We start from the raw sequence: 20010 nt of genomic DNA, 5'->3' as shown, positions 1-20010 counted from the left end.
TGCGTTAAGGTCTATCAGCATGCAAATATACCTATACAGTGAAATAACCATGCAAAACATGCCATCAATTAAACGTTGTACTCGAGAAGAGTTAGCGCCAGAGCAAGATTTGGGGCGTTTAGTCTCTTTTTTACGTTCGAGATTAGCCATTCATGTTGATGCCAAGTTACTTCCTATGGACTTAACTTCTGCGCAATATATTGTGGTTGTACTACTTGCGAGAGAGTCGGTTAATACGCTTGCAGGACTTTGCGAATATATGGTTTATGATCGTGGCGCTATGAGCCGCTTACTAAACCGACTTGAAGAAAAAGGACTCATTATTAAAACGCAATGTGAGCTTGATAAGCGCTCAACTATTTTGTGTTTAAGTGAAAAAGGTAAAGCTCTTTGTCCTGAAATTATGCCTGTAGTGAACGAAGTCTATGCGCAAGCATTAAATGGTTTTTCAGAGCCAGAAAAAAACCAAATAATCGACTTACTATTCAAAGCTATAAATAATCTTGATTCACTGCCAGACTCCCCCCAAAAGTAGATTATCAATAAAATAGCGATACTGTTTCAATAGAAAGTTAGCGTGCTAATTAGTTGATCTGATTGTGCGCAGAATCTAACTTTGATAATATAGTTGCCTAGGCAATTAAAGTTATCATCTTGTTAGGTTTGTTATGATTGAAAATAATTTGTTAGTACAATTACAACAGCAATTTCCAGAACATACGTTTATGCAACATCACTTAAGTGTTGTCCATAAGGGACGTTTTGCTAACGCGATTGTGTATCGATATAAAGATAATGAATTTGATTTAATCGTTAAAGATTTTAGCCAAAGCCCCTGGTTTATCCGCAAAACATTTGCACGTATGTCGGTAAATCAAGAGTATAAAGGGTTGAGCCGTTTAGCAGAGCTTAACGCAGTTGCTAACCGCTTTTGTAGATTGTCGCCGATAGCGGTTGCTTATAACTATATTGAAGGCACGCCACTGCGCGCTTTAATTCATGAAGACAAAACACTACCTGTTAACTTTTTTAGTGAGCTTGAGCGTCAAGTAGCAAAAATGCATCGCAAAGGCATCGTGCATTTAGACTTGCGTAATATGGGTAATATTTTATGCGGCGCAGACGGTAAACCTTATTTTATTGATTTTCAGTCCACTATTAGCTTTTCTCGTTTTCCACGTTGGTTGCAACGCTTTATGCGAGGGTCTGACATGTCAGGCGTATATAAAGCATGGAATAAATTGGGTGAGCAACCTCTGCCACAAAAAAAGCAAGACTATTTGGAGCGCTTTAATCACGTGCGTAAACGCTGGATTTTTAAAGGTTACCCAATACAGCGAGGCTATGCGTGGGGCGCTGCACTTATTACTCAATTTGTAGATTCTGACTTAGTACGAAATATTACTGATAGACTTTAATTTAAAGCATAAACCGTAATTTAAAAACACCTAATTCATTGTGTGATTTTGCCCATATTAGCCTAGCTAATATGGGATTTTTTTTATTATAAGTAATCCCTTTGGTTTGCTTACTTGTTGTTTAATCCCTCAAAAACAATTCCTTTTACTGTTTTTTTAATTTTTTAAAATAAATATTAGTACTGCATTTAGTTTGCCCATACAATGCGCAAAAATAGCTTGCGCATGCTTAATAAGTTCACGTTTTTTCTGCAATTTTTTATTGTTCAAGTAGACTATAAATAATGTGCGCTTTTAAATTTTAAGGTTTTAAGATGATTGAGTATCCGGTAGACCAACTTCCACAGCTCATAAATGATTTATTGCAATGCGATACAACAGAACGCAAAAATAAATTATTAGCAGATGCGCAGTTAACGCTTTCAACAGAGCACCTGTCATTACTTTTTGAGGCGATACCAAAAGAACAACGACTTGAAATTTGGCAGTTGCTTGATGAAGACACACAACACGAAATTTTTGTTAATTTAAGTGAAGATAGTTGTTTGTGGTTGCTGCAAACGCTAGAAGACACTGAGGCTTTTAAACTTCTTGATGAAGTTAATGTAGAAGAGCTACTGGAACTTGAAGAAGTTATACCAGAGCGATTTGTTGAGTATGCAAAAAAGCAACTCGATGAAGCGCAAACCAAACAATATGATTTAGCGCAGCAATACCCGCCAGAACAATTAGGTCACTGGTTAGGTTTTGACTTTTTAAAAGTATCGGAGAAGCTAACAGCCGGTGGTGCTAAAAAATTGCTACACAAAGGTTTACCGCAATACAGTGAAGTTATTTATTTAGTAAGCCGCAAGGGTAGTTTAATAGGTGAGGTTGCGGTAAATGATTTAATAAAAGCCAGCGACACCGATAACTTAATGACATTGGCAAATCATGACTTTTCATTGCTCCATGCTGATGATGATTTATATGAAGCGGCAGAGGTGGTGATCCACAGTGAAAAAATGGCACTGCCAGTGGTTAATGCTGATAACAAATTACTTGGGCGATTAACCATTGCCTCTGCTTATGAATTACGACAAGAAATTGCTGATGAAGCAGCCGCTAAAGCCGGTGGTTTACGTGAAGACGAAGACCTGTTCGCAAGTGTGCGAAAAAGTGCTAAAAACCGTGGCATTTGGTTAGGTATTAATTTAGCTACTGCCTTTTTAGCGTCGTGGTTTATCGGTTTATTTGGCGCAACGATAGAACAAGTTGTAGCACTAGCTGTATTAATGCCAGTGGTCGCTTCTATGGGGGGTATTGCTGGCAGTCAAACATTAACCGTTATTGTGCGAGGTTTAGCGCTCGGACAGGTTACAGATTCAAACCGTAATGCGTTGCTTAAAAAAGAGCTGCGTGTTGGCGCTGTAAATGGCTTGGTATGGGCGTTTGTAATAGGCCTACTAACCTTTTTATGGTTTAACGACTTAATGCTTAGTATTACGATTACGGTAGCCATATTATTGAATTTAGTGGCCGCGTCACTAGCAGGTGTTGTTATTCCGTCTATTTTAGACAAAATGAAAATTGATCCTGCGTTATCTGGTTCGGTAATTTTAACTACCGTTACCGATATTGTTGGGTTTGTTACCTTTTTAGGTTTAGGCAGTTTATTGCTTTTATAAGCCTTATACCAATTCGCTTAATTAAGTGAATTGGTATTACTAACAGGAAAATACAATGACCTTTGAAGTCATGATTTGGTGTGCAATTGCTTTGTGTATTTCACAATCGGCAATATTTTCGGGCTTAAACTTAGCGTTTTTTTCACTAAGTAGGCTTCAGCTTGAAATGGAAAGTGCAAAAGGGAACGAGGCGGCCATAAAAGTAATGGCCCTTCGAAACGACTCTAACTTTTTATTGTCGACTATTTTGTGGGGTAACGTAGGTATTAACGTACTACTTACACTACTTTCTGATTCGGTATTAATGGGCGCAAGCTCGTTTTTATTCTCAACTATTGCAATTACTATTATTGGTGAAATAACACCACAGGCTTATTTTTCGCGTAATGCGTTAAAAATGGCGAGCCTACTTTCGCCGTTAATTAAGTTTTATCAGATTCTGTTTTATATAGTTGCTAAGCCAACGGCTTTAATACTCGATGCATGGTTAGGTAAAGAGGGGATTACGTACTTTGCTGAAAGTGAGCTCAGGGGTATTATTCGCAAACACATAGAGGCTGAAGAAGCTGATGTTCAACACGTTGAGGGAATAGGCGCGCTTAACTTTTTTAGCTTAGATGAAATAAGCGTAACCAAAGAGGGTGAGGTAATTGATCCAGACTCTATTATTGCTTTGCCTACTAAGCTTGATTTGCCTATTTTCCCAGACCTTACATTAACAACTGATAATGAGTTTTTACGCAAACTACATAAGTCAGGTTATAACTGGGTGATCATTACCAATGAAGACGGTTGGCCTTTATTAGTGGTAGATGCTGACGGCTTTTTAAGATCAGCGTTATTTGAGCCAGATACGTTTGACCCTTATCATTATTGTCACAGACCTATAATTGTTGCTGATGAAGCGATGCGTTTGAGTGAAGTGATTTTAAAAATACGGGCTAATCATTCTTTAGATAAATCGTTTGATGGGGCCATTGATCACGATGTGGTATTAGTGTGGAGCGACGTGAAACGCATTATTACCGGCGCTGATATATTTGGTCGGTTGCTCAAAGGTATGAGTGCACCAAAACTCGAACTGCATGAAAATACAGAGAATAAAAAGCCGCTATAAAGCGGCTTTTTTGTATTTAGTTGGTGGAGCTTTACGCCCAACCTTCGTAGCGCTTACGACGTGACAGCACTATCGTTAATATAATACCTAAAAACAGGCCTAAAAACGCAATAGCACCACCGTAAGTAAGTAGCTGGCGTTTCTCTTTTGAGCTAGCAGCTTCTTTTTGAGTGCGCTCTTGCTCTAGCGTTGTTTTAAGCTTAGTAATTTGAGCAGATAACTGCAGATTTTGATCTGTTAAAGTTTGGTTTTGTTCTTGTAGCTGTGGAAGTTCTATTTGAGCTTGACGTAGCTTTTCTTGCATAGTGCTCATTTCGCTACTTAGTGTTTTATACTGTTGGTGTAAGCCAGCTGTTTTAGTAATAAACTTAGTTTCTATCCAGCCTTCGCGGTCTTTATCATCTTTAATTTTTATAAAGCCGTTTTCTTCATTTGATAACAAGGTTAACTTTGTTCCAGCATCTACAGAGCCGAGTAGTCGATAATTTTTACTCGCCCCAGAGCGCATAAAAGTGTATAGATTATCGATAATATAAGCGATGTTTGCATTCGTTGAATTTGCAGGTTGTGCTTCTTGTGCATAACTCATGAATGTGGTGGCTGTTAAAAGTAGCCCTAATAAACAATGTTTTAGCATTTATCTACCTTGTTGATCTAACTGCGTCCGTTATGAACGTGATTTTTATTTCACATAAGTAGTTAGATAGTATGGATTAAATAGATCAATAGCAAGACTGATATTGTAACCCAGTACGGTAACGCAGGAGTAGTTATCGAGTCCACTAGGTTACAAACCTCACGCTGTGATTAAATTGCCCCTAGATAGAACGAATTTTAATCCGCAAAGGTCATCAGGCCCTAAAATAAGGTTAAAAAATTTGCATTGTTAAGGCGCTTTGTTTATTTTGAGCACTTATTTATTTTAAAGGTAATCCGCAAACCGAATGGATACTGAGATAGAACTGAAATTTTTGGTATCAGATGCCGTTATTCCACTGATCCCCTCGTTAATTACTCAATTTGCAAAAACGGTGAAGAATAAACCGTCTCGCAGCTTACAAAATGCATACTACGATACGCCAAGCAGAGAGCTTAGAGCGCTTGATATAGGCTTTCGAACGCGTTGTTCTGACAGCGAATGCGAGCAAACTATAAAGCTTGCAGGTGAAGTGGTAGGTGGTTTACACCAACGTCCAGAGTACAATTTACCAATTGAATCAAGCCGCCCTAATTTAATGGCGTTTGATGCTGATATTTGGCCTCATGGCATGCAAATAAGCGCCATCTCAAAAAACCTGTATCCAATATTTAGTACTAACTTTATTCGTCGTACTTGGTTAATTGAAACCGAAAGTGGCGCTAAAATTGAAGTTGTGCTCGATAAAGGTGAAATTGCGGCTTCGGGTAAAATTGAAATTATTAGCGAGCTAGAAATTGAGCTAGTTGAGGGCAGTCGTAATGAGCTGTTTGCATTTGCAGATATACTAGTTAGCCAAAACTGCATACGCTTAGGTTTGTATTCTAAGGCCGCGCGTGGTTATCGACTTGCTGATGAAAAACCTTTAATGCCAAGCAAATCTATTGGTTTTGTACAATTACCAAAGTCGACTACTCAAGAGCGCGCTTTAGTTGAAGCCATGAACTTTGGCATTCGCTTTGTACAAAAGCACGAGCAATGCTATTTCGATAAGCCAAGTTTAAAAACACTTAAACGCGTAACTGACGGCATCAGTTTAATCCGCCATACTTTTTGGCTATACGACGATATAGTATCTAAAGAAAGTACAGAGCACTTACGTACCGAACTTAAATGGTTATTAAGTGAGTTAGCGTGGGTAGAAAACGCGATTCAATTAAAAACGTACACGTCTAAACGCCATGCTTTTTATAAAAAAATTAATGCGGCGCCAGCACTTGCTCAAGTCATTGGCGACTTAAAAGAGTTACAGCCAAGCATTGACGATATAAATGCACTGTTTCACAGCGCACGTTATAATCGTTTATTACTATCGTTAACTACCTGGTTAATCGATAAGCAATGGCGTAAAGACTGGGGGCAAGCAGAGCTTCAAGCGGCTGAGCAAAATGTGTCGTCTATTGCCAATAGGCTTTTTAATAAAGACTGGAAAAACCTGCACGAGTTGCTTCCAAAGGAGCAAACACTCGATGTCGCTTCGTATTTAAACCTGCGCACTCAACTTGAAAATAGCCTACTGAGCGGTAACTGTTTAGGATCGTTATTTGATAAAGAAGAACGCCTAGAGTTTAGATTGCCTTGGCTTGATATTTCTCATGGTATTTATGAATTAAGTACGCTTGAGTATTTAAAGCAATTATGTGCAGGGCAAGAAGACGAACAGCTTGCTAAAATCCAGTCATGGCTTGAACAAAAGTCTGAATATTTGGTGAGTGCGATGGAGCAAAGTCGCCTTGCTTCACTTGACATAGAACCTTACTGGCAAAAATAAATGATGCGCTTTTGTAATGAAATTCAGTTGCAAAAGTGTTTATTCGTTATTTTTTTATTAGTTAGTTTTAACACTTACGCTGAGCCCATATGGCATTTGTATAAAAACAAAAATGGCGTAAGTGTGTATTATCAAAGCCACAGTGATAATACCTTTGAAGTAAAAGCGCAGATGAGCGTGAAAGGCGTATCCACCAATGAGTTTTTAGAATTACTTAGTGATACCGATGCCGCACCCCAATGGCTCGAAAATATATCTCAGGTAAAGGTTATTGAGCACATAAGCCCATCAGAAAATTTAGTGTACAGTTATTTTAATTCTCCTTGGCCTGTTAGAGATAGAGATAGCATTACTTATTCTTGTTATTCACAGTTAACTGCAAATAAAAGCCAATTGCTTATTAATGCTCGCCCTAATAAGCAGCCCAGAAATAATGGCGTCATAAGAATTACTACTTTAAATGCACGCTGGCTACTGAGCGAGAACAAAGGCCGCCTTGATATTGAGTACCAAGTATATGCTTTGCCTGATGGGGCAATACCTACTTGGCTAAGCAATAAGGTCGGATTGAAAAGTACTTACACCACATTTATGAACTTGCATCATATGCTCACAGATAAAAAATACACTCCAAAACCACCTGTAATCAAAGCAGGTCAATGCTAAATATCGAATATATAATAATTTAATGGTGTGTTGAGTAGTCTTTAACTACGCTTAAGCAATAATGACACGCTATTATTTGGAGAATTGATGAAGTATTTAGTGGCTATATTATGTTTGATACACAGCTCATTCTTATTAGCTCAAGAATATACCTTTGGTGTAGTGCCGCAATACGAGCCGCAAAAGCTAAATACTATTTGGCAACCTTTGTTAAAGCAAGTAAGTAAGCAAACAGGAGTAACAATAAAGCTAATTACAGTTGAGTCTATTCCTGTATTTGAAAAAGCCTTTGCTAATGGCGAGTACGACTTTGCATACATGAACCCATGGCATAGTGTTGTAGCATACGAAAAACAGGGATATTTACCACTAATAAAAGATGCAGGGCGAAAGCTGCAAGGTATTTTGCTCGTAAACAAAGACAGTGATATTGATAATTTAAGCCAACTAGAGGGCGCTGAAATAGCATTCCCTGCACCTAACGCATTAGGTGCGTCATTATTAATGAGAGCTGATTTAGCATTGTTATACGGGCTAACAATAAAGCCTGTATATGTCCAAACTCATCCATCGGTATATTTAAATGTAGCACTGCACTCAACAATGGCGGGCGGTGGTGTAATGGGCACATTTAAACAACAACCAGAAAGCTTACAAAATAAACTCAAAATTCTTTATAAAACGCGTGAAATTAGTCGCCACCCAATTGTAGCCCATCCAAGGGTTGATGCTGCAATACAGTTAAAAGTGCAACAAGCTATTTTAGATATAGGGCAAAGCCCAGAGCATAAACATTTGCTTGCAGGTATCCCAATTATTAAACCTAATATTGCAACTTTAGCTGAGTATCAGCAGTTAACTCAGTGGGGCTTACGTTCTTTTTATGTTGAAAATTAGAGGGTTTCGTAGCCTAAGAGCACAAAGCTTTATTGTGGTATTGCTTTGTGGCTTGCTTATGGCCTGTCTTTTTATGTTTTACGCCTTACCGGAACAAGCGCGCTGGGTAAACGATGGCCTTTCAAAGGCTGCTCAGCGTTCTTTAGCGCAGTTATCGACTTCTATAACGACTCCGTTGTTAACTAGGCAATATGCAGAGCTATATGAAGAGATAGACAGTCAACTTCAAACTCGCCCAAATTGGAAAAGTATTAAAATTGTTGATGTTGATTCAAAAAACCAATTGTATCCGCTTGAGAATTGGGTTGGAGCAAATGAAAACGGCGACATGCTGTTATCTCAACAGGTGATATTTTTAGACAAACCGCTGGCTAATATTAGCTTGGTTGTTAATTTTACTAATGAAATTAACGAATCTTCAAAACTTCATTACACCTTAATATATATACAATTTATTATTTTAGTTATCGTTTTTATAGGTTTGGCTTGGCTGGTGGATTACAGGGTTACATCGCCTTTGAGGACGCTAAAACTTGGGTTTTCACGTTTAGCCAAAGGCGACTTTGATTGCCATATAGATAAACAACAACAAAATGAAGTGGGCAGTGTAATAAATGCATTTAATAATATGGTTGATGAGGTTGCGAATAACCATCAAAAATTAAATGCATTACGAATTCAAGCTGAGTCTGCAAGTAAAGCAAAGTCAGATTTTATGGCCAGTATGAGCCACGAATTAAGAACTCCATTAAATGCAATTTTAGGCTTAGCCCAGCTGTATGGATATGATGAGAGTGCTAATAAAGTACAAAAAGAAAACGCGAAAAGCATTTATCAAGCTGGAGAGCATTTACTATTACTCATAGACGATGTGCTTGATTTAACGGCTATTGAGTCGGGTAATATGCAGTTTAGTTTTTCTTATGTGCCTATTAAAAGCATATTAGAAGAGTCAGTAGAGCTTGTCACTGAGCTTATTAAAGGGCAATCAATAACACTGCAAACTCACGGTTTTGAGTCCTTAGAAGGGTTGAGTATTTATATTGATCAGCGCCGCTTTAAACAAGTGATGCTTAACTTGCTTTCAAATGCGATTAAATACAACAAACCAAATGGCAGCATTAATATAAATTGCCGGGTGTTAAGTAATAAACAATGCGAAATAGATGTAACAGACACCGGATGTGGATTTGCTCCAGATGATATTTCTCGCCTATTTAAACCTTTTGACCGCTTAGGCGCTGAAACCAGTAAAGTAAATGGAACGGGTATTGGTTTAGTGATAACTAAGCAGCTGGTAGAGCGTATGCAGGGTTCTTTAAGCGCGCAAAGTGAGCAGCACAAAGGTTCTTGTTTTACACTAAACTTTAACAGCTTTGATCAAACTGACTTGCCAGCACAAGTGCAATCTCCTCAAATAACACTTCAAAGTTTAGATACAGTAACTCTTCCTACGCTTGAGGTTTTAGTAGCAGAAGATCAAGTTACAAATCAGCAAGTGTTAAGGCAGCAATTAACCATGCTTGGAGTGCGTTCTACTTTTGTAAGTAATGGGGAACAAGCCTGGGAAACTCTGCAAAATAAACACTTCGATGTTTTACTAACCGACATTCAAATGCCTTTACTCGATGGGTTAGGGTTAGCCAAAAAAATACGCGAAAACACTCATTTTGATAAACTTATTATAATTGCAATTACGGCCAACATTACCAAAAACAACATAGATAATTGTTATACTTGTGGAATGAATGGCTTTTTAACCAAGCCTATTGAGCTTGTTAAATTAAAGTCGTTATTGATGGAGCATTCTCAAACAGTGGTCAACACGCGATCAGAAAAATCTGATGGTGAAAATATAGCTTCAGATAGTTTTGATCAATTAGATATTACGCTACTAAAAGCAATGCTTGGTGATGATCCTAGCGTACATTGCATGGTATTTAATGCGTTTTTACAAACAGCAGGGGAGCAAATTAAATTAGCTAACGCGTATGCTAAGAGTAAAAACTATGTTGATTTAGCTTTTCAGGCTCATGCATTAAAGTCATCTTCAAAGTCTGTGGGGGCTATTGAGTTGGCAAATATATGCCAGCAGATAGAAACGCAGGCAGAAAACGAAACAGTCAAAAATGAATATATACAGCAGCTGGAAGAGCGCTTTAACGCTGTAGTCACACAACTTAAAAGCTATTGTTTACGATATGAAAAACGCACATAAAAAATGGCTCTTAAAGAGCCATTTTTTGTTTTAGGTATTTTAGTATTTAGCCGCTTGCCCTTTTTTGGGTAAAGCATGCTGTATAAAGTCACGTAAATCGTTATTAGAGCTTTCTAAATCAGCGTGGCGAAGGTACATCATGTGTCCGCTTCTGTAGCCTTTAAAGCTCAAACGGTCTTTCATTTTACCGCTTGGGTCTAATTGCCATAACGTATATTTAGCGTCAAAGTAATTGGTTGCGCCATCAAAGTATCCTGATTGGATCATCACGTTTAAGTAAGGGTTTTGCGCCATTGCTAAACGTAGATTTTCGCCTGTATTATTACCGGTTCTATCCCATGGATGGACATTACCAAATAAGTTATATTTTACATCAGTTTTATAGTTTAACTCTTCACGTAAGTAGTGATTAATTGCAGGAGTGAAAGAGTGTAACCAAGAGGTAAGTTCAGCCCAGTAGTCTGGGGATTCACCTGCGTCGCGTTTATCTATTCCTAAATAACGAGAATCTAAGCGACCCACAGTTTGACCACGTTCACGTAGTAGCTCTTTCCAGAAAAACTGAGTTGGAATATCTAAGTTATTTTGTTCAACAAATTTTTCTGATAAGCCAGCGTAGTGCGCCATTTTTGTAATTATGCGTCGCTTATCATCAGCATTAATAAAACCACCTTTAGCAAGCGCTGGGATTAACTCGTTTACAGTAAATTCTTCAACTTCAGGTAATAACTCATCTAGATCTTTAACTTGTAAATCGGCGTTAAGTGCTTTGTGATACCAAGCAGTCGCTGCAAAGTAAGGTAGGCGGTTAGCGGCTTTAATCGGACCGTCGCGCTTAATACCAATATCAGTAGGTGATACGAGAACAACACCGTTTATGTACATCCACTGGCTGTTTTGAAGCTCATGAGCGAGTCCAGATACACGTGTTGTACCGTAGCTTTCACCAATTAAAAATTTAGGCGAGCGCCAACGCTCAGCCCTATTTACAAAAGTATTTAACCATTCAGCAAGGTATTTAATATCGGCATTAACACCAAAAAATAGCTCTTTTTGTTTTGCTTTAGAAGGCAGTTCGCCTTTTTCGTTTTCAAGTACGCGAGAATAGCCTGTATTTACTGGGTTTACGTAAACAATATCGGCAATATCAAGTACGGAATATGGATTGTCTTTTACGCCATAAGGTTGAATTGGATAGCCTTCGTCATCAATTTTTAATACGCGAGGGCCAGTATAAGCAAGATGCATCCATACAGAAGCCGAACCTGGCCCGCCATTAAATGAAATAAGTAATGGGCGAGTTGTTCTGTCGTCAACTTTGTCACGTGTGTAGTAGGTGTATTGTAGTGTAGCAACCGCGTCGCCTTTATCATCCCATACAGGTTGTGTGCCTGTAGCTACGGTATAACTAAAACGCTGGCCATTAATTTTAGCCTTATGTTGGGTAACTACTTTGCTGTCTACATCAACACGACGTTGGTTATCGGCAAGCGTGCTTGTACTAATTATTAATGCAATAACGGTTATCGGTAAACTGATAATACGACTAAGCTTCATTAGGTGTCCTTATTATTGTTGATACATCATTAAAGATAAAAATGAGTTAAATAACAAAAGTATTGAGACTAGTGGCCGATAATACTGGTTAAGTAAGGTATTAATACATTGAAAGACGCGTATTAATCGCTTTTATAGTTATTTTGGATTTACTTTCTTTATTTAGTTAATTGCAAAATTCAGGTATATTGCGGCCTACTTGTATTGATTTTTTATACAGGCTATCACCAAAAAAATCTAATGGATTACGCTTTCAAGCACAATAAGTGCACTTTACACCGGATGTTTATGACTAATGCTATTGCAGTAATAGCGTTGTATTTGTCGTTTTGTGGTAAAACTAATTAAAGGTAAAGAGAAGCTTTATGCAAAGAGTATTAGTGGTTGAAGACAGTAAAGTAGTGCAGCAGGTACTTCGCCACTTAACTGCACAATACCTTGATGTGGCAATCGATTTTGCTTGGTCTTTAGCTGAATGTGCCACTTACGTAGAAAAATACGACTACACGCTTGCGTTAGTTGATTTAACCTTGCCAGATGCTCCTCACGGTGAAGTCGCAAAATATACTTTATCTAAAAAGATTCCTACGGTTGTTTTAACCTCAAAAATAGATGAGTACAAGCGCCAACAAATGCTTGAATTAGGTGTAGTTGATTATGTTATTAAAGATAATCGCGACTCTTACCATTACGCCGTTAAACTCGTTGCGCAATTGCTAAGAAACCAAGGTTGTAAAGCATTAGTAGCAGATGATTCATTACTGAGCCGCTCGTTAATGAAGCAAATGCTTGAAAAGCAGTTGTTTGATGTGACAGATGCCCACGATGGACAACAAGCACTCGAAATATTAAAAGCTAATCCTGATATAAAGCTACTTATGACAGACTACGCTATGCCTTCTATGGATGGCTTTGAGCTTGTAAAAGCGGTACGTAACTTTAGAGGCCGAGACGACTTAGCAATTATTGGCTTGTCGGGCGCTGGGAAACATGGGCTATCAGCGCGATTTATTAAATATGGCGCCAATGATTTTTTAACAAAGCCATTTATGAATGAGGAGTTTCATTGTCGAGTACTTCAAACAATGGAGCAACTATCGTTAATTTCAGATATTAAAGAAAGCGCGCATAGGGATCATTTAACAGGGCTTCATAATCGACGCTATTTTTATCAATATGCAGAAAAGCTCCTTAAAAGTAAAAACCAGAAAAATACTCTCGCATTGTTAGATATCGATTTTTTCAAAAATATTAACGATACATTAGGCCATGAGGGTGGCGATCAGGCTTTAAAGCAGGTTGGTTCATTAATCCGTACTACGTTTTCAAAGTTTACAGTTGCACGGGTTGGTGGAGAAGAGTTTGCCATAATATTACCTGAGATAGAGCTTGAACGTGGTCGTGAATACTTTGAAGCATTTAGAAAAAAGCTGGCTAGTTACGATTTTTCTATCAGCGATAAATCAATTAAAATTACTACAAGTATAGGCTTGGCAGACTTTCAAGACACTAGCTTGACGCAGGCAATGCGTGTTGCTGACAAAGCATTATACGAAGCTAAAAACCAAGGTAGAAACTGCGTGGTATAACTCTGTTATATAAAGCTAAGCATGCAATTAATATATTGTACGCACCAATGTAGATAACTTGTTAAATTAACGCACCTAATTGGTGCGTTTTTTTTGTTATTTAGTTTCTGTTTTTCACTAACTTATTGTTTTAAAAAATATAAAAATAGTGGCACAAAGGTTGGATTGTTTAACCCAACAGGATAACAATAAAGAGTCCGAGGGGGCCGCTATGAAAATGATTAGTGCAATCATAAAACCATTTAAATTAGACGACGTGCGTGAAGCACTCGCTGATTTAGGAATTGAGGGGATGACAGTAGTTGATGTTAAAGGTTTTGGACGTCAACGAGGTCATACTGAGTTATATCGTGGTGCAGAATACCAAGTAGATTTTATTCCTAAGATCAAACTTGAAATTGCAACTCGTACTGAAAATTGTCAACGCGTTGTTGAAGCAATTACTAAAATTGCATCAACAGGTAAAATCGGTGACGGGAAAATTTTCGTGTACGACTTAGATCAAATTGTTCGTATCCGTACTGGCGAACTTGACGAAGAAGCAATTTAAGGGGGTCTCATGGAAAATACAATAATAGAACTAAAGTTTTCACTCGATACCTTCTATTTTTTAATATCAGGTATATTAGTAATGTGGATGGCAGCAGGTTTTGCCATGTTAGAAGCGGGCTTAGTTCGCTCTAAAAACACAGCTGAAATTTTAACTAAAAATGTCGCGCTATATTCAATTGCATGTACGATGTTTTTATTAGTTGGCTACAACATTATGTATGTAGACAATGCCGAAGGTGGTTTTATTCCTTCAATAGGCGCTTTAATTGGCACACAAGCTGCTGATGCTGACCATTCTTTAGAATCTGACTTTTTCTTCCAAGTAGTATTTGTTGCAACGGCTATGTCGATTGTATCGGGTGCTGTTGCTGAGCGTATGAAGCTATGGGCTTTTCTTGGCTTTGCTGTAGTACTAACTGGTTTTATTTACCCTATTGAAGGTTACTGGACATGGGGTGGTGGTTTCTTATCTGAAATGGGCTTTGTAGATTTTGCAGGTTCTGCAATTGTACATGGCGCAGGTGCAGCTGCTGCACTAGCAGGTGTATTAATCCTAGGTGCTCGTAAAGGCAAATATGGTAAAAACGGTGAAATATACCCAATTCCAGGTTCAAACTTACCACTTGCTACACTAGGTACATTTATTTTATGGATGGGTTGGTTTGGCTTTAACGGTGGTTCTCAATTACTACTTTCGGATAAAGAAAACGCAACTGCGGTAGGTCAAATATTACTTAATACTAATGCAGCTGCTGCAATGGGTGCTATTGCTGCACTGTTTGTATGTAAGATACTTTGGGGCAAATCAGATTTAACCATGGTATTAAACGGTGCATTAGCAGGTTTAGTTGTAATTACTGCTGACCCACTTTCACCTTCACCATTAATGGCATGTTTACTAGGTTTACTTGGTGGCTCATTAGTTGTGTTTAGCATTATAGCACTTGATAAAGTTAAGATTGACGATCCAGTAGGTGCTATCTCTGTACACGGTGTGTGTGGTGCATTAGGTATTATGTTAGTACCGCTAACCAATGGTGATGCAAGCTTTGTTAATCAGTTAATTGGTTTAGTGTGTATTCTTGCCTTTGTATTTGTAGCATCATTTATTGTTTGGACAGTGCTTAACAAAACAATGGGTATACGAGTAACTGAAGAGGAAGAACTAAACGGTATGGATCAACACGATTGTGGTATTGAAGCCTACCCAGAGTTTGTTTCTGTTCGAAATAGCTAATAGTTTATTTAAATAATAGTGTGTTTACACAAAGCCCTACTTCGGTAGGGCTTTTTTTGTTTCAGGGGGGGTTAACTTTTCGGATGTTAGGATATGCCCAATATGCTAAGCTCACACTCGTGAATAACCCTTGGAATAAATTACACTTAAATGGCCGACAATAAAAAAACACCTACCAGCAAACCTGCAGCTAAACGTGCTAGTAAATCGTCAAGCACGACAAAAAAAAGCACATCAAAGGGCAGTAAAAAAACAGTGAAGCCCACTGTTAAACGCTCTTTTATGAGAAAAACATGGTCAGTGTTTTGGAAATTCAGCTTGGCTGTTTTTATTGCAATGGCAATGTATTTCATTTATCTAGATTCAAAAACAACACGTATATTTGAAGGTAATAAATGGCAACTTCCAGCGCAAGTGTATGCTCGTTCTATGGAGTTTTATCCGGGGCAATTTTTATCAAGCCAAGAAGTTGTGTTTGAATTAGAGCGTTTACATTATTCATCTGTTAATAGATTAAGCAGAACAGGGCAGTTTGTTAAAACAGCAGATAGCATCAAGATTTATCGCCGTGATTTTGAATTTTATGATGGCCTTGAAGAATCACATATTATTGAACTTCGTTTTGCAGGGCAAAAAGTTGCGACCATTAAAGATAAGTTCGGCAGGCGTTTAAACTCTGCTCGCCTAGAACCTGTGCAAATAGCGCGAATTGGCAACGACTCTAAACAAGATAGAGAATTTGTACCGCTAGATAAGTTCCCAGCCATGCTTAAAGATACGCTACTGGTAGTTGAAGACCGTGATTTTTATGAGCACCATGGTGTGTCGGTGTTTTCTATTTTACGTGCGCTTTATTCAAATATTAAAGCGGGACGCACCGTTCAAGGTGGCAGTACGCTTACTCAGCAATTAGCTAAAAATATTTACCTCACGCGTGAGCGTTCTTTAGTACGAAAAATAAATGAGGCCTTTATTGCCCTTATTTTAGATTATCGCTATTCAAAAGATCAGATATTAGAAGCTTACTTAAATGAGGTATACCTAGGGCAGTCATACAACCAAGGCATCCATGGTATGGGGCTTGCCTCTGACTTTTACTTTTCAAAGCCTGTAGACGAGCTTGAGTACGATCAAATTGCTCTGCTGGTGGCAATGGTTAAAGGCCCATCTTATTACAACCCACGTCGTTATAAAGAGCGCACAATGGAGCGCAGGGACTTAGTGCTGCGTCTAATGGTCGAAAATAAGTTACTTAGCACAAAAGAGTACCGTGCATCGCTTAATCGCCCAATTGATATTGCGCCAATGAAAGCCAGTTTACAAAAATCATACCCAGGCTATTTAGAGCTAGTAAACAGAGAATTAAATGAATTATTACCAGATCAGCAAACACTTGATGCAGGCGTAAGAGTATTTACTTATTTTGATTTGCAAAAGCAAACAGCAATGGAAGAGTCTATTGAAAAGAGTTTACCGTACTTGGAAAATCGCCCTAGAACTGAAAAACTAGAAGCAGCCATGATCTCTGTTAATGTAGAAAAAGGCGGTGTTTCTGCACTTATTGCTGGTCGCGATGTTCGCTATTCAGGATTTAACCGTGTTTTAGACACAAAACGTAATATAGGCTCGCTTGTAAAACCTGCCGTGTATTTAACCGCACTGCAATTGCCACATTATAATTTAGCTACTTTGCTTGATGACTCGCCAGTACAGGTCACAAATGAGCAAGGTAAAGTATGGCAACCAGAAAATTTTGACCACCAATACCGTGGTGCAATCCCTCTTTATAAAGCATTTAGTAACAGTATAAATATCCCAGCGGTTAATTTAGGCCTCGATGTAGGTGTTGATAAAGTAGTAAATACATTAAAAGGTTTAGGTGCAACAGGGGCGATAGACGAATACCCATCGCTGCTTTTAGGAGCTGTTGAAATGTCGAGTTTTGAAGTGGCTCAGCTTTATACAACAATTGCCGCAGATGGCGAATATAAAAAGCTCACTGCAATTTCGGCATTAACTGACTCGGTTGGTAAAGTACTTTATAAGCATAAAGTAAATGCAGAGCCTCGTTTTGATAAATCTGCAATGTATATGACCAAATACGCGATGAAACGCGTAACGAAAGATGGTACTGCTAAACGCTTAAATTTACACTTTCCGTCAATCCAGCTCGCTGGTAAAACAGGGACCAGTAACGATTTACGTGATAGTTGGTTTGCAGGCTTTGATCAAAATACAGTGACTGTTGCGTGGCTTGGTCGAGATGACAACAAAAGCACTGGCTTAACAGGCAGCGTAGGCGCATTAGAAGCGTATATTCGTTACTTAAAGCCGCTTAACCCACAAGCAATAGCAGATACTCGTCCACCATCAATACGCTGGGCATTTGTAAATGAGCAAACGGGTAAGCAGGCACCACCAGGATGTGGCAAGGTGATTCAGCTACCGCTTAGAGCGAGTGAGTTCGAGCCAAGACCACAATGTATTCGTTAATTTAAGATTACTTTAAACAACAAAGCCGCTAAATAAGCGGCTTTGTTGTAAGTTGTAGTTAACGTAATTATACCAATCCGTAATAATACTTAATCAATTTGAGGGGTTAAATCTGACGTTAACTACGTTAAAAATTTCTGATATAGAACAACTAAATAACGAAATTTTTGCCTTGTTATCGACACGATTTTCTTCCCTCAAAATAGATCACTTAATTAAGCGAATTGGTATTAAGATTTAAAAAACTGCATTGATTTGGTTAAATCATTAGATAAGCGACTTAATTGCTGTGCATCTTGTAGCGTTGATTGAGCCGATGTTAGCGTTTGATCTGCTAAATTACTCACTTCTTGCGAATCATTTAATGCTTGTGTTGTTGCATTTGATTGCTGTTTAACACGCTCTGCAATTACTTCTCCTTGATGTTTAATATCGCCCATACTTTGCTCTGCACTTTGCAATACTTCATTGGTTTGATTGGCTGCTTTTACTGATTGCTCCATTTTTTCAACACTTGAGCGCATTTTTTGCTGGGTGTCGTCAGATGCTTGTTGTAAAGAGCTAATAATTTGATGTATTTCTTGGGTTTGTGTTTGTGTACGCTGAGCAAGTGTTCTTACCTCATCAGCTACAACGGCAAATCCACGACCATGCTCGCCAGCTCGCGCGGCTTCAATAGCGGCATTAAGTGCAAGCAAGTTTGTTTGATCGGCTATTTCACTGATCCCTTTACTTACTTTGCTAATTTCTTGGCTATCTTGTGCTAGTTTATCGAGCGCTTGTTGGCTCTCTGCAAATTCAATTTGGAGGTCTTGCATATATTTAGCAAGCTCCATTGTATTGTCTGAACCTTGTTTCACATGAGCTGCAGCATCTTGCGCGGTGAGCGTAGCTTGATGCGCAGACTCTTCAACTGCAAGTGCGTTTTGAGCCATATCGCTTAGTGCATTATAAATAGCATTTACTCGAATTTGCTGTTTTGAAACATCATTGCTTGTTTCGCTACTCGCATGTGATAGCGATTTAGTTGCGCCGCATAGCTCTTCTGTACTTGCTTTAACATCAAATAATAAATGTGAAAATGCATTAAGTAATGCATTGTAGCGCGATGCAATAATTCCCATTTCATCATTAGTGCTCGAATCGATAGTGGCATTTAAGTCGCCATTCGCGGCTCTATTCGCGGCATCAGCAAAGCGATTAATAGTATCAACGACTGCAAAATAGAAACCAATCATCAAATAAAAAGCAAATAGCAAACTGATTAATGAAGCAGCTAAAACAAGATTTCGTGTCCACTGCTGAGTTTGTAGTTTTGCCTCAATAAGGCTCTCAAGTGTTGGAATGCTCTTACTAACAAGTTGATTAATACTACTGTGAACGTTGTTTGTTAGCTTAGTGAACTCTGCTTGAGTTAATAGAATATCGTCTGGCTCAAGTAGTTTTTCATCTATCGCTCTTTTAAATGCACCCACAGCACTGTGTAAATTAGTTAAAGGAGGCATGAGCGCTTTGTTTACTGATTTATCTGCATTGGTGGCTACATTGAGTATTTTATCGAGTTGTTTTTCGTATAAAGGAAGTGACTTACTAAAATTTGAAAGTGCTATAAACGTATCGGGCGTAAAACGGTTACTAGCTAAAACAGTATTAGCGCTTTGCGCTGTTGAGTTTATTTGCATTATAAGTGCAGGAATTGGCGTGACTAAAGAGCGGTTTACATAAGCACTAGCTAACTGGCTATCTAATGCTAAGTTAGACTGAATAGAAACAAGTTCAAGTACTTCATTGGCTTGAGTGTCTTTTATATCAAAGCCGAGTGAACGAGCTATTTTTATATTTTGATTCGTATCTCCCTGCATTTGATTTGAAAGTATAGCTCTGTAGCCTTTTAAGCCTTGCTGCTGCATTTTTGAAACAGCAATACTTTCACTTAATAACGAGACTAAAAAAAACAAACTAAGTGCTAGAGGAACGAGTAAAATTCCAAACATTAAGCTGATTTTAGTTTTGTATTTTAAGTTTGCCATTAGCTGGATAGCGGGAAAAGAAAATTGGCGTAATCCTGACATAAGGCTCTCTTGTATTTTTTGTAATAGGGTAAAGGTGAATAGACCTTGTTATGCTTAAT

Annotated in this window: 15 protein-coding genes; 12 read left to right on the top strand and 3 right to left on the bottom strand. The window is 38.3% G+C overall.

Going from position 1 to position 20010, the window contains the following annotated elements:
- Positions 1-19: 19 nt before the first annotated feature.
- The 4 genes from FFU37_RS11350 (at position 20) to FFU37_RS11335 (ending at position 4202) form a co-directional block, all read left to right on the top strand.
- Positions 20-535 carry a MarR family winged helix-turn-helix transcriptional regulator gene (locus FFU37_RS11350; RefSeq protein WP_223231670.1) on the top strand — a complete coding sequence of 172 codons (516 nt, stop codon included), beginning with the start codon at positions 20-22 and terminating at the stop codon, positions 533-535.
- Positions 536-668: 133 nt separating this feature from the next.
- Entirely contained in the window at positions 669-1418 is a 750-nt protein-coding gene (locus FFU37_RS11345) for an RIO1 family regulatory kinase/ATPase domain-containing protein (protein ID WP_138489524.1), read from the top strand.
- Between the two features lie 314 nt (positions 1419-1732).
- Entirely contained in the window at positions 1733-3085 is a 1353-nt protein-coding gene (locus tag FFU37_RS11340; RefSeq protein ID WP_024589298.1) for a magnesium transporter, read from the top strand.
- A gap of 55 nt (positions 3086-3140) precedes the next feature.
- Complete coding sequence (locus tag FFU37_RS11335; RefSeq protein ID WP_024598984.1) at positions 3141-4202, top strand: DUF21 domain-containing protein; 1062 nt, start codon at positions 3141-3143, stop codon at positions 4200-4202.
- 31 nt (positions 4203-4233) lie between these two features.
- Here the strand turns inward: FFU37_RS11335 and FFU37_RS11330 are convergent, their stop codons facing one another.
- Positions 4234-4839, bottom strand: coding sequence for a TIGR04211 family SH3 domain-containing protein (locus tag FFU37_RS11330; protein ID WP_138489523.1), 606 nt, complete (start codon positions 4837-4839; stop codon positions 4234-4236).
- A gap of 307 nt (positions 4840-5146) precedes the next feature.
- Here FFU37_RS11330 and FFU37_RS11325 point away from each other — a divergent pair, with 307 nt between their 5' ends.
- From FFU37_RS11325 to FFU37_RS11310, 4 genes are all read left to right on the top strand, one after another.
- The gene (locus FFU37_RS11325; protein ID WP_024596277.1) at positions 5147-6670 is read left to right on the top strand and encodes a CYTH and CHAD domain-containing protein; all 1524 of its coding nucleotides are present in this window, start codon (positions 5147-5149) and stop codon (positions 6668-6670) included.
- Positions 6671-7336 (top strand): START domain-containing protein, encoded by a 666-nt coding sequence (locus FFU37_RS11320; RefSeq protein ID WP_138489522.1) that lies wholly within the window; start codon positions 6671-6673, stop codon positions 7334-7336.
- A gap of 87 nt (positions 7337-7423) precedes the next feature.
- Positions 7424-8233 carry a phosphate/phosphite/phosphonate ABC transporter substrate-binding protein gene (locus FFU37_RS11315; protein ID WP_024589294.1) on the top strand — a complete coding sequence of 270 codons (810 nt, stop codon included), beginning with the start codon at positions 7424-7426 and terminating at the stop codon, positions 8231-8233.
- A complete protein-coding gene (locus FFU37_RS11310; protein WP_138489521.1) occupies positions 8220-10451 on the top strand; it encodes an ATP-binding protein in 2232 nt (743 codons plus the stop codon). Before FFU37_RS11315 ends, FFU37_RS11310 begins: the two co-directional genes overlap by 14 nt.
- Before the next feature lie 39 nt (positions 10452-10490).
- Here the strand turns inward: FFU37_RS11310 and FFU37_RS11305 are convergent, their stop codons facing one another.
- Positions 10491-12008, bottom strand: coding sequence for a S10 family peptidase (locus FFU37_RS11305; RefSeq protein WP_138489520.1), 1518 nt, complete (start codon positions 12006-12008; stop codon positions 10491-10493).
- A 365-nt stretch (positions 12009-12373) separates the two neighbouring features.
- On the opposite strand from FFU37_RS11305, the gene FFU37_RS11300 reads away from it, so the two are divergent.
- The 4 genes from FFU37_RS11300 to mrcB all read left to right on the top strand — a co-directional run bounded on the left by FFU37_RS11300 (position 12374) and on the right by mrcB (position 17879).
- On the top strand, positions 12374-13597 hold the full coding sequence (locus FFU37_RS11300; protein ID WP_002958922.1) for a diguanylate cyclase domain-containing protein: 1224 nt from the start codon (positions 12374-12376) through the stop codon (positions 13595-13597).
- Positions 13598-13808: 211 nt separating this feature from the next.
- A complete protein-coding gene (locus FFU37_RS11295; RefSeq protein ID WP_004587162.1) occupies positions 13809-14147 on the top strand; it encodes a P-II family nitrogen regulator in 339 nt (112 codons plus the stop codon).
- 9 nt (positions 14148-14156) lie between these two features.
- Positions 14157-15386, top strand: coding sequence for an ammonium transporter AmtB (locus FFU37_RS11290; RefSeq protein ID WP_024596272.1), 1230 nt, complete (start codon positions 14157-14159; stop codon positions 15384-15386).
- Between the two features lie 150 nt (positions 15387-15536).
- Entirely contained in the window at positions 15537-17879 is a 2343-nt protein-coding gene (gene mrcB, locus FFU37_RS11285; RefSeq protein WP_138489519.1) for a penicillin-binding protein 1B, read from the top strand.
- A gap of 230 nt (positions 17880-18109) precedes the next feature.
- On the opposite strand, the gene FFU37_RS11280 is transcribed toward mrcB, so the two are convergent.
- The gene (locus FFU37_RS11280) at positions 18110-19951 is read right to left on the bottom strand and encodes a methyl-accepting chemotaxis protein (protein WP_138489518.1); all 1842 of its coding nucleotides are present in this window, start codon (positions 19949-19951) and stop codon (positions 18110-18112) included.
- Positions 19952-20010 lie beyond the last annotated feature (59 nt).

It is taken from the genome of Pseudoalteromonas distincta (assembly GCF_005877035.1).
Taxonomy (GTDB): Bacteria; Pseudomonadota; Gammaproteobacteria; order Enterobacterales; family Alteromonadaceae; genus Pseudoalteromonas; species Pseudoalteromonas distincta.
Note: the sequence above shows the minus strand (reverse complement) of the source record. Positions and strands in the feature narration are given on the sequence as shown.

Excerpts from the sequence above, each read along its gene's own strand:
- FFU37_RS11305 (WP_138489520.1), bottom strand. The coding sequence starts at position 12,008 with ATGAAGCTTAGTCGTATTATCAGTTTACCGATAACCGTTATTGCATTA.
- FFU37_RS11300 (WP_002958922.1), top strand. The coding sequence starts at position 12,374 with ATGCAAAGAGTATTAGTGGTTGAAGACAGTAAAGTAGTGCAGCAGGTA.
- FFU37_RS11310 (WP_138489521.1), top strand. The coding sequence starts at position 8,220 with ATGTTGAAAATTAGAGGGTTTCGTAGCCTAAGAGCACAAAGCTTTATT.
- FFU37_RS11290 (WP_024596272.1), top strand. The coding sequence starts at position 14,157 with ATGGAAAATACAATAATAGAACTAAAGTTTTCACTCGATACCTTCTAT.
- FFU37_RS11295 (WP_004587162.1), top strand. The coding sequence starts at position 13,809 with ATGAAAATGATTAGTGCAATCATAAAACCATTTAAATTAGACGACGTG.
- FFU37_RS11345 (WP_138489524.1), top strand. The coding sequence starts at position 669 with ATGATTGAAAATAATTTGTTAGTACAATTACAACAGCAATTTCCAGAA.
- FFU37_RS11280 (WP_138489518.1), bottom strand. The coding sequence starts at position 19,951 with ATGTCAGGATTACGCCAATTTTCTTTTCCCGCTATCCAGCTAATGGCA.
- FFU37_RS11320 (WP_138489522.1), top strand. The coding sequence starts at position 6,671 with ATGATGCGCTTTTGTAATGAAATTCAGTTGCAAAAGTGTTTATTCGTT.
- FFU37_RS11315 (WP_024589294.1), top strand. The coding sequence starts at position 7,424 with ATGAAGTATTTAGTGGCTATATTATGTTTGATACACAGCTCATTCTTA.
- FFU37_RS11350 (WP_223231670.1), top strand. The coding sequence starts at position 20 with ATGCAAATATACCTATACAGTGAAATAACCATGCAAAACATGCCATCA.
- FFU37_RS11325 (WP_024596277.1), top strand. The coding sequence starts at position 5,147 with ATGGATACTGAGATAGAACTGAAATTTTTGGTATCAGATGCCGTTATT.
- mrcB (WP_138489519.1), top strand. The coding sequence starts at position 15,537 with ATGGCCGACAATAAAAAAACACCTACCAGCAAACCTGCAGCTAAACGT.
- FFU37_RS11330 (WP_138489523.1), bottom strand. The coding sequence starts at position 4,839 with ATGCTAAAACATTGTTTATTAGGGCTACTTTTAACAGCCACCACATTC.
- FFU37_RS11335 (WP_024598984.1), top strand. The coding sequence starts at position 3,141 with ATGACCTTTGAAGTCATGATTTGGTGTGCAATTGCTTTGTGTATTTCA.
- FFU37_RS11340 (WP_024589298.1), top strand. The coding sequence starts at position 1,733 with ATGATTGAGTATCCGGTAGACCAACTTCCACAGCTCATAAATGATTTA.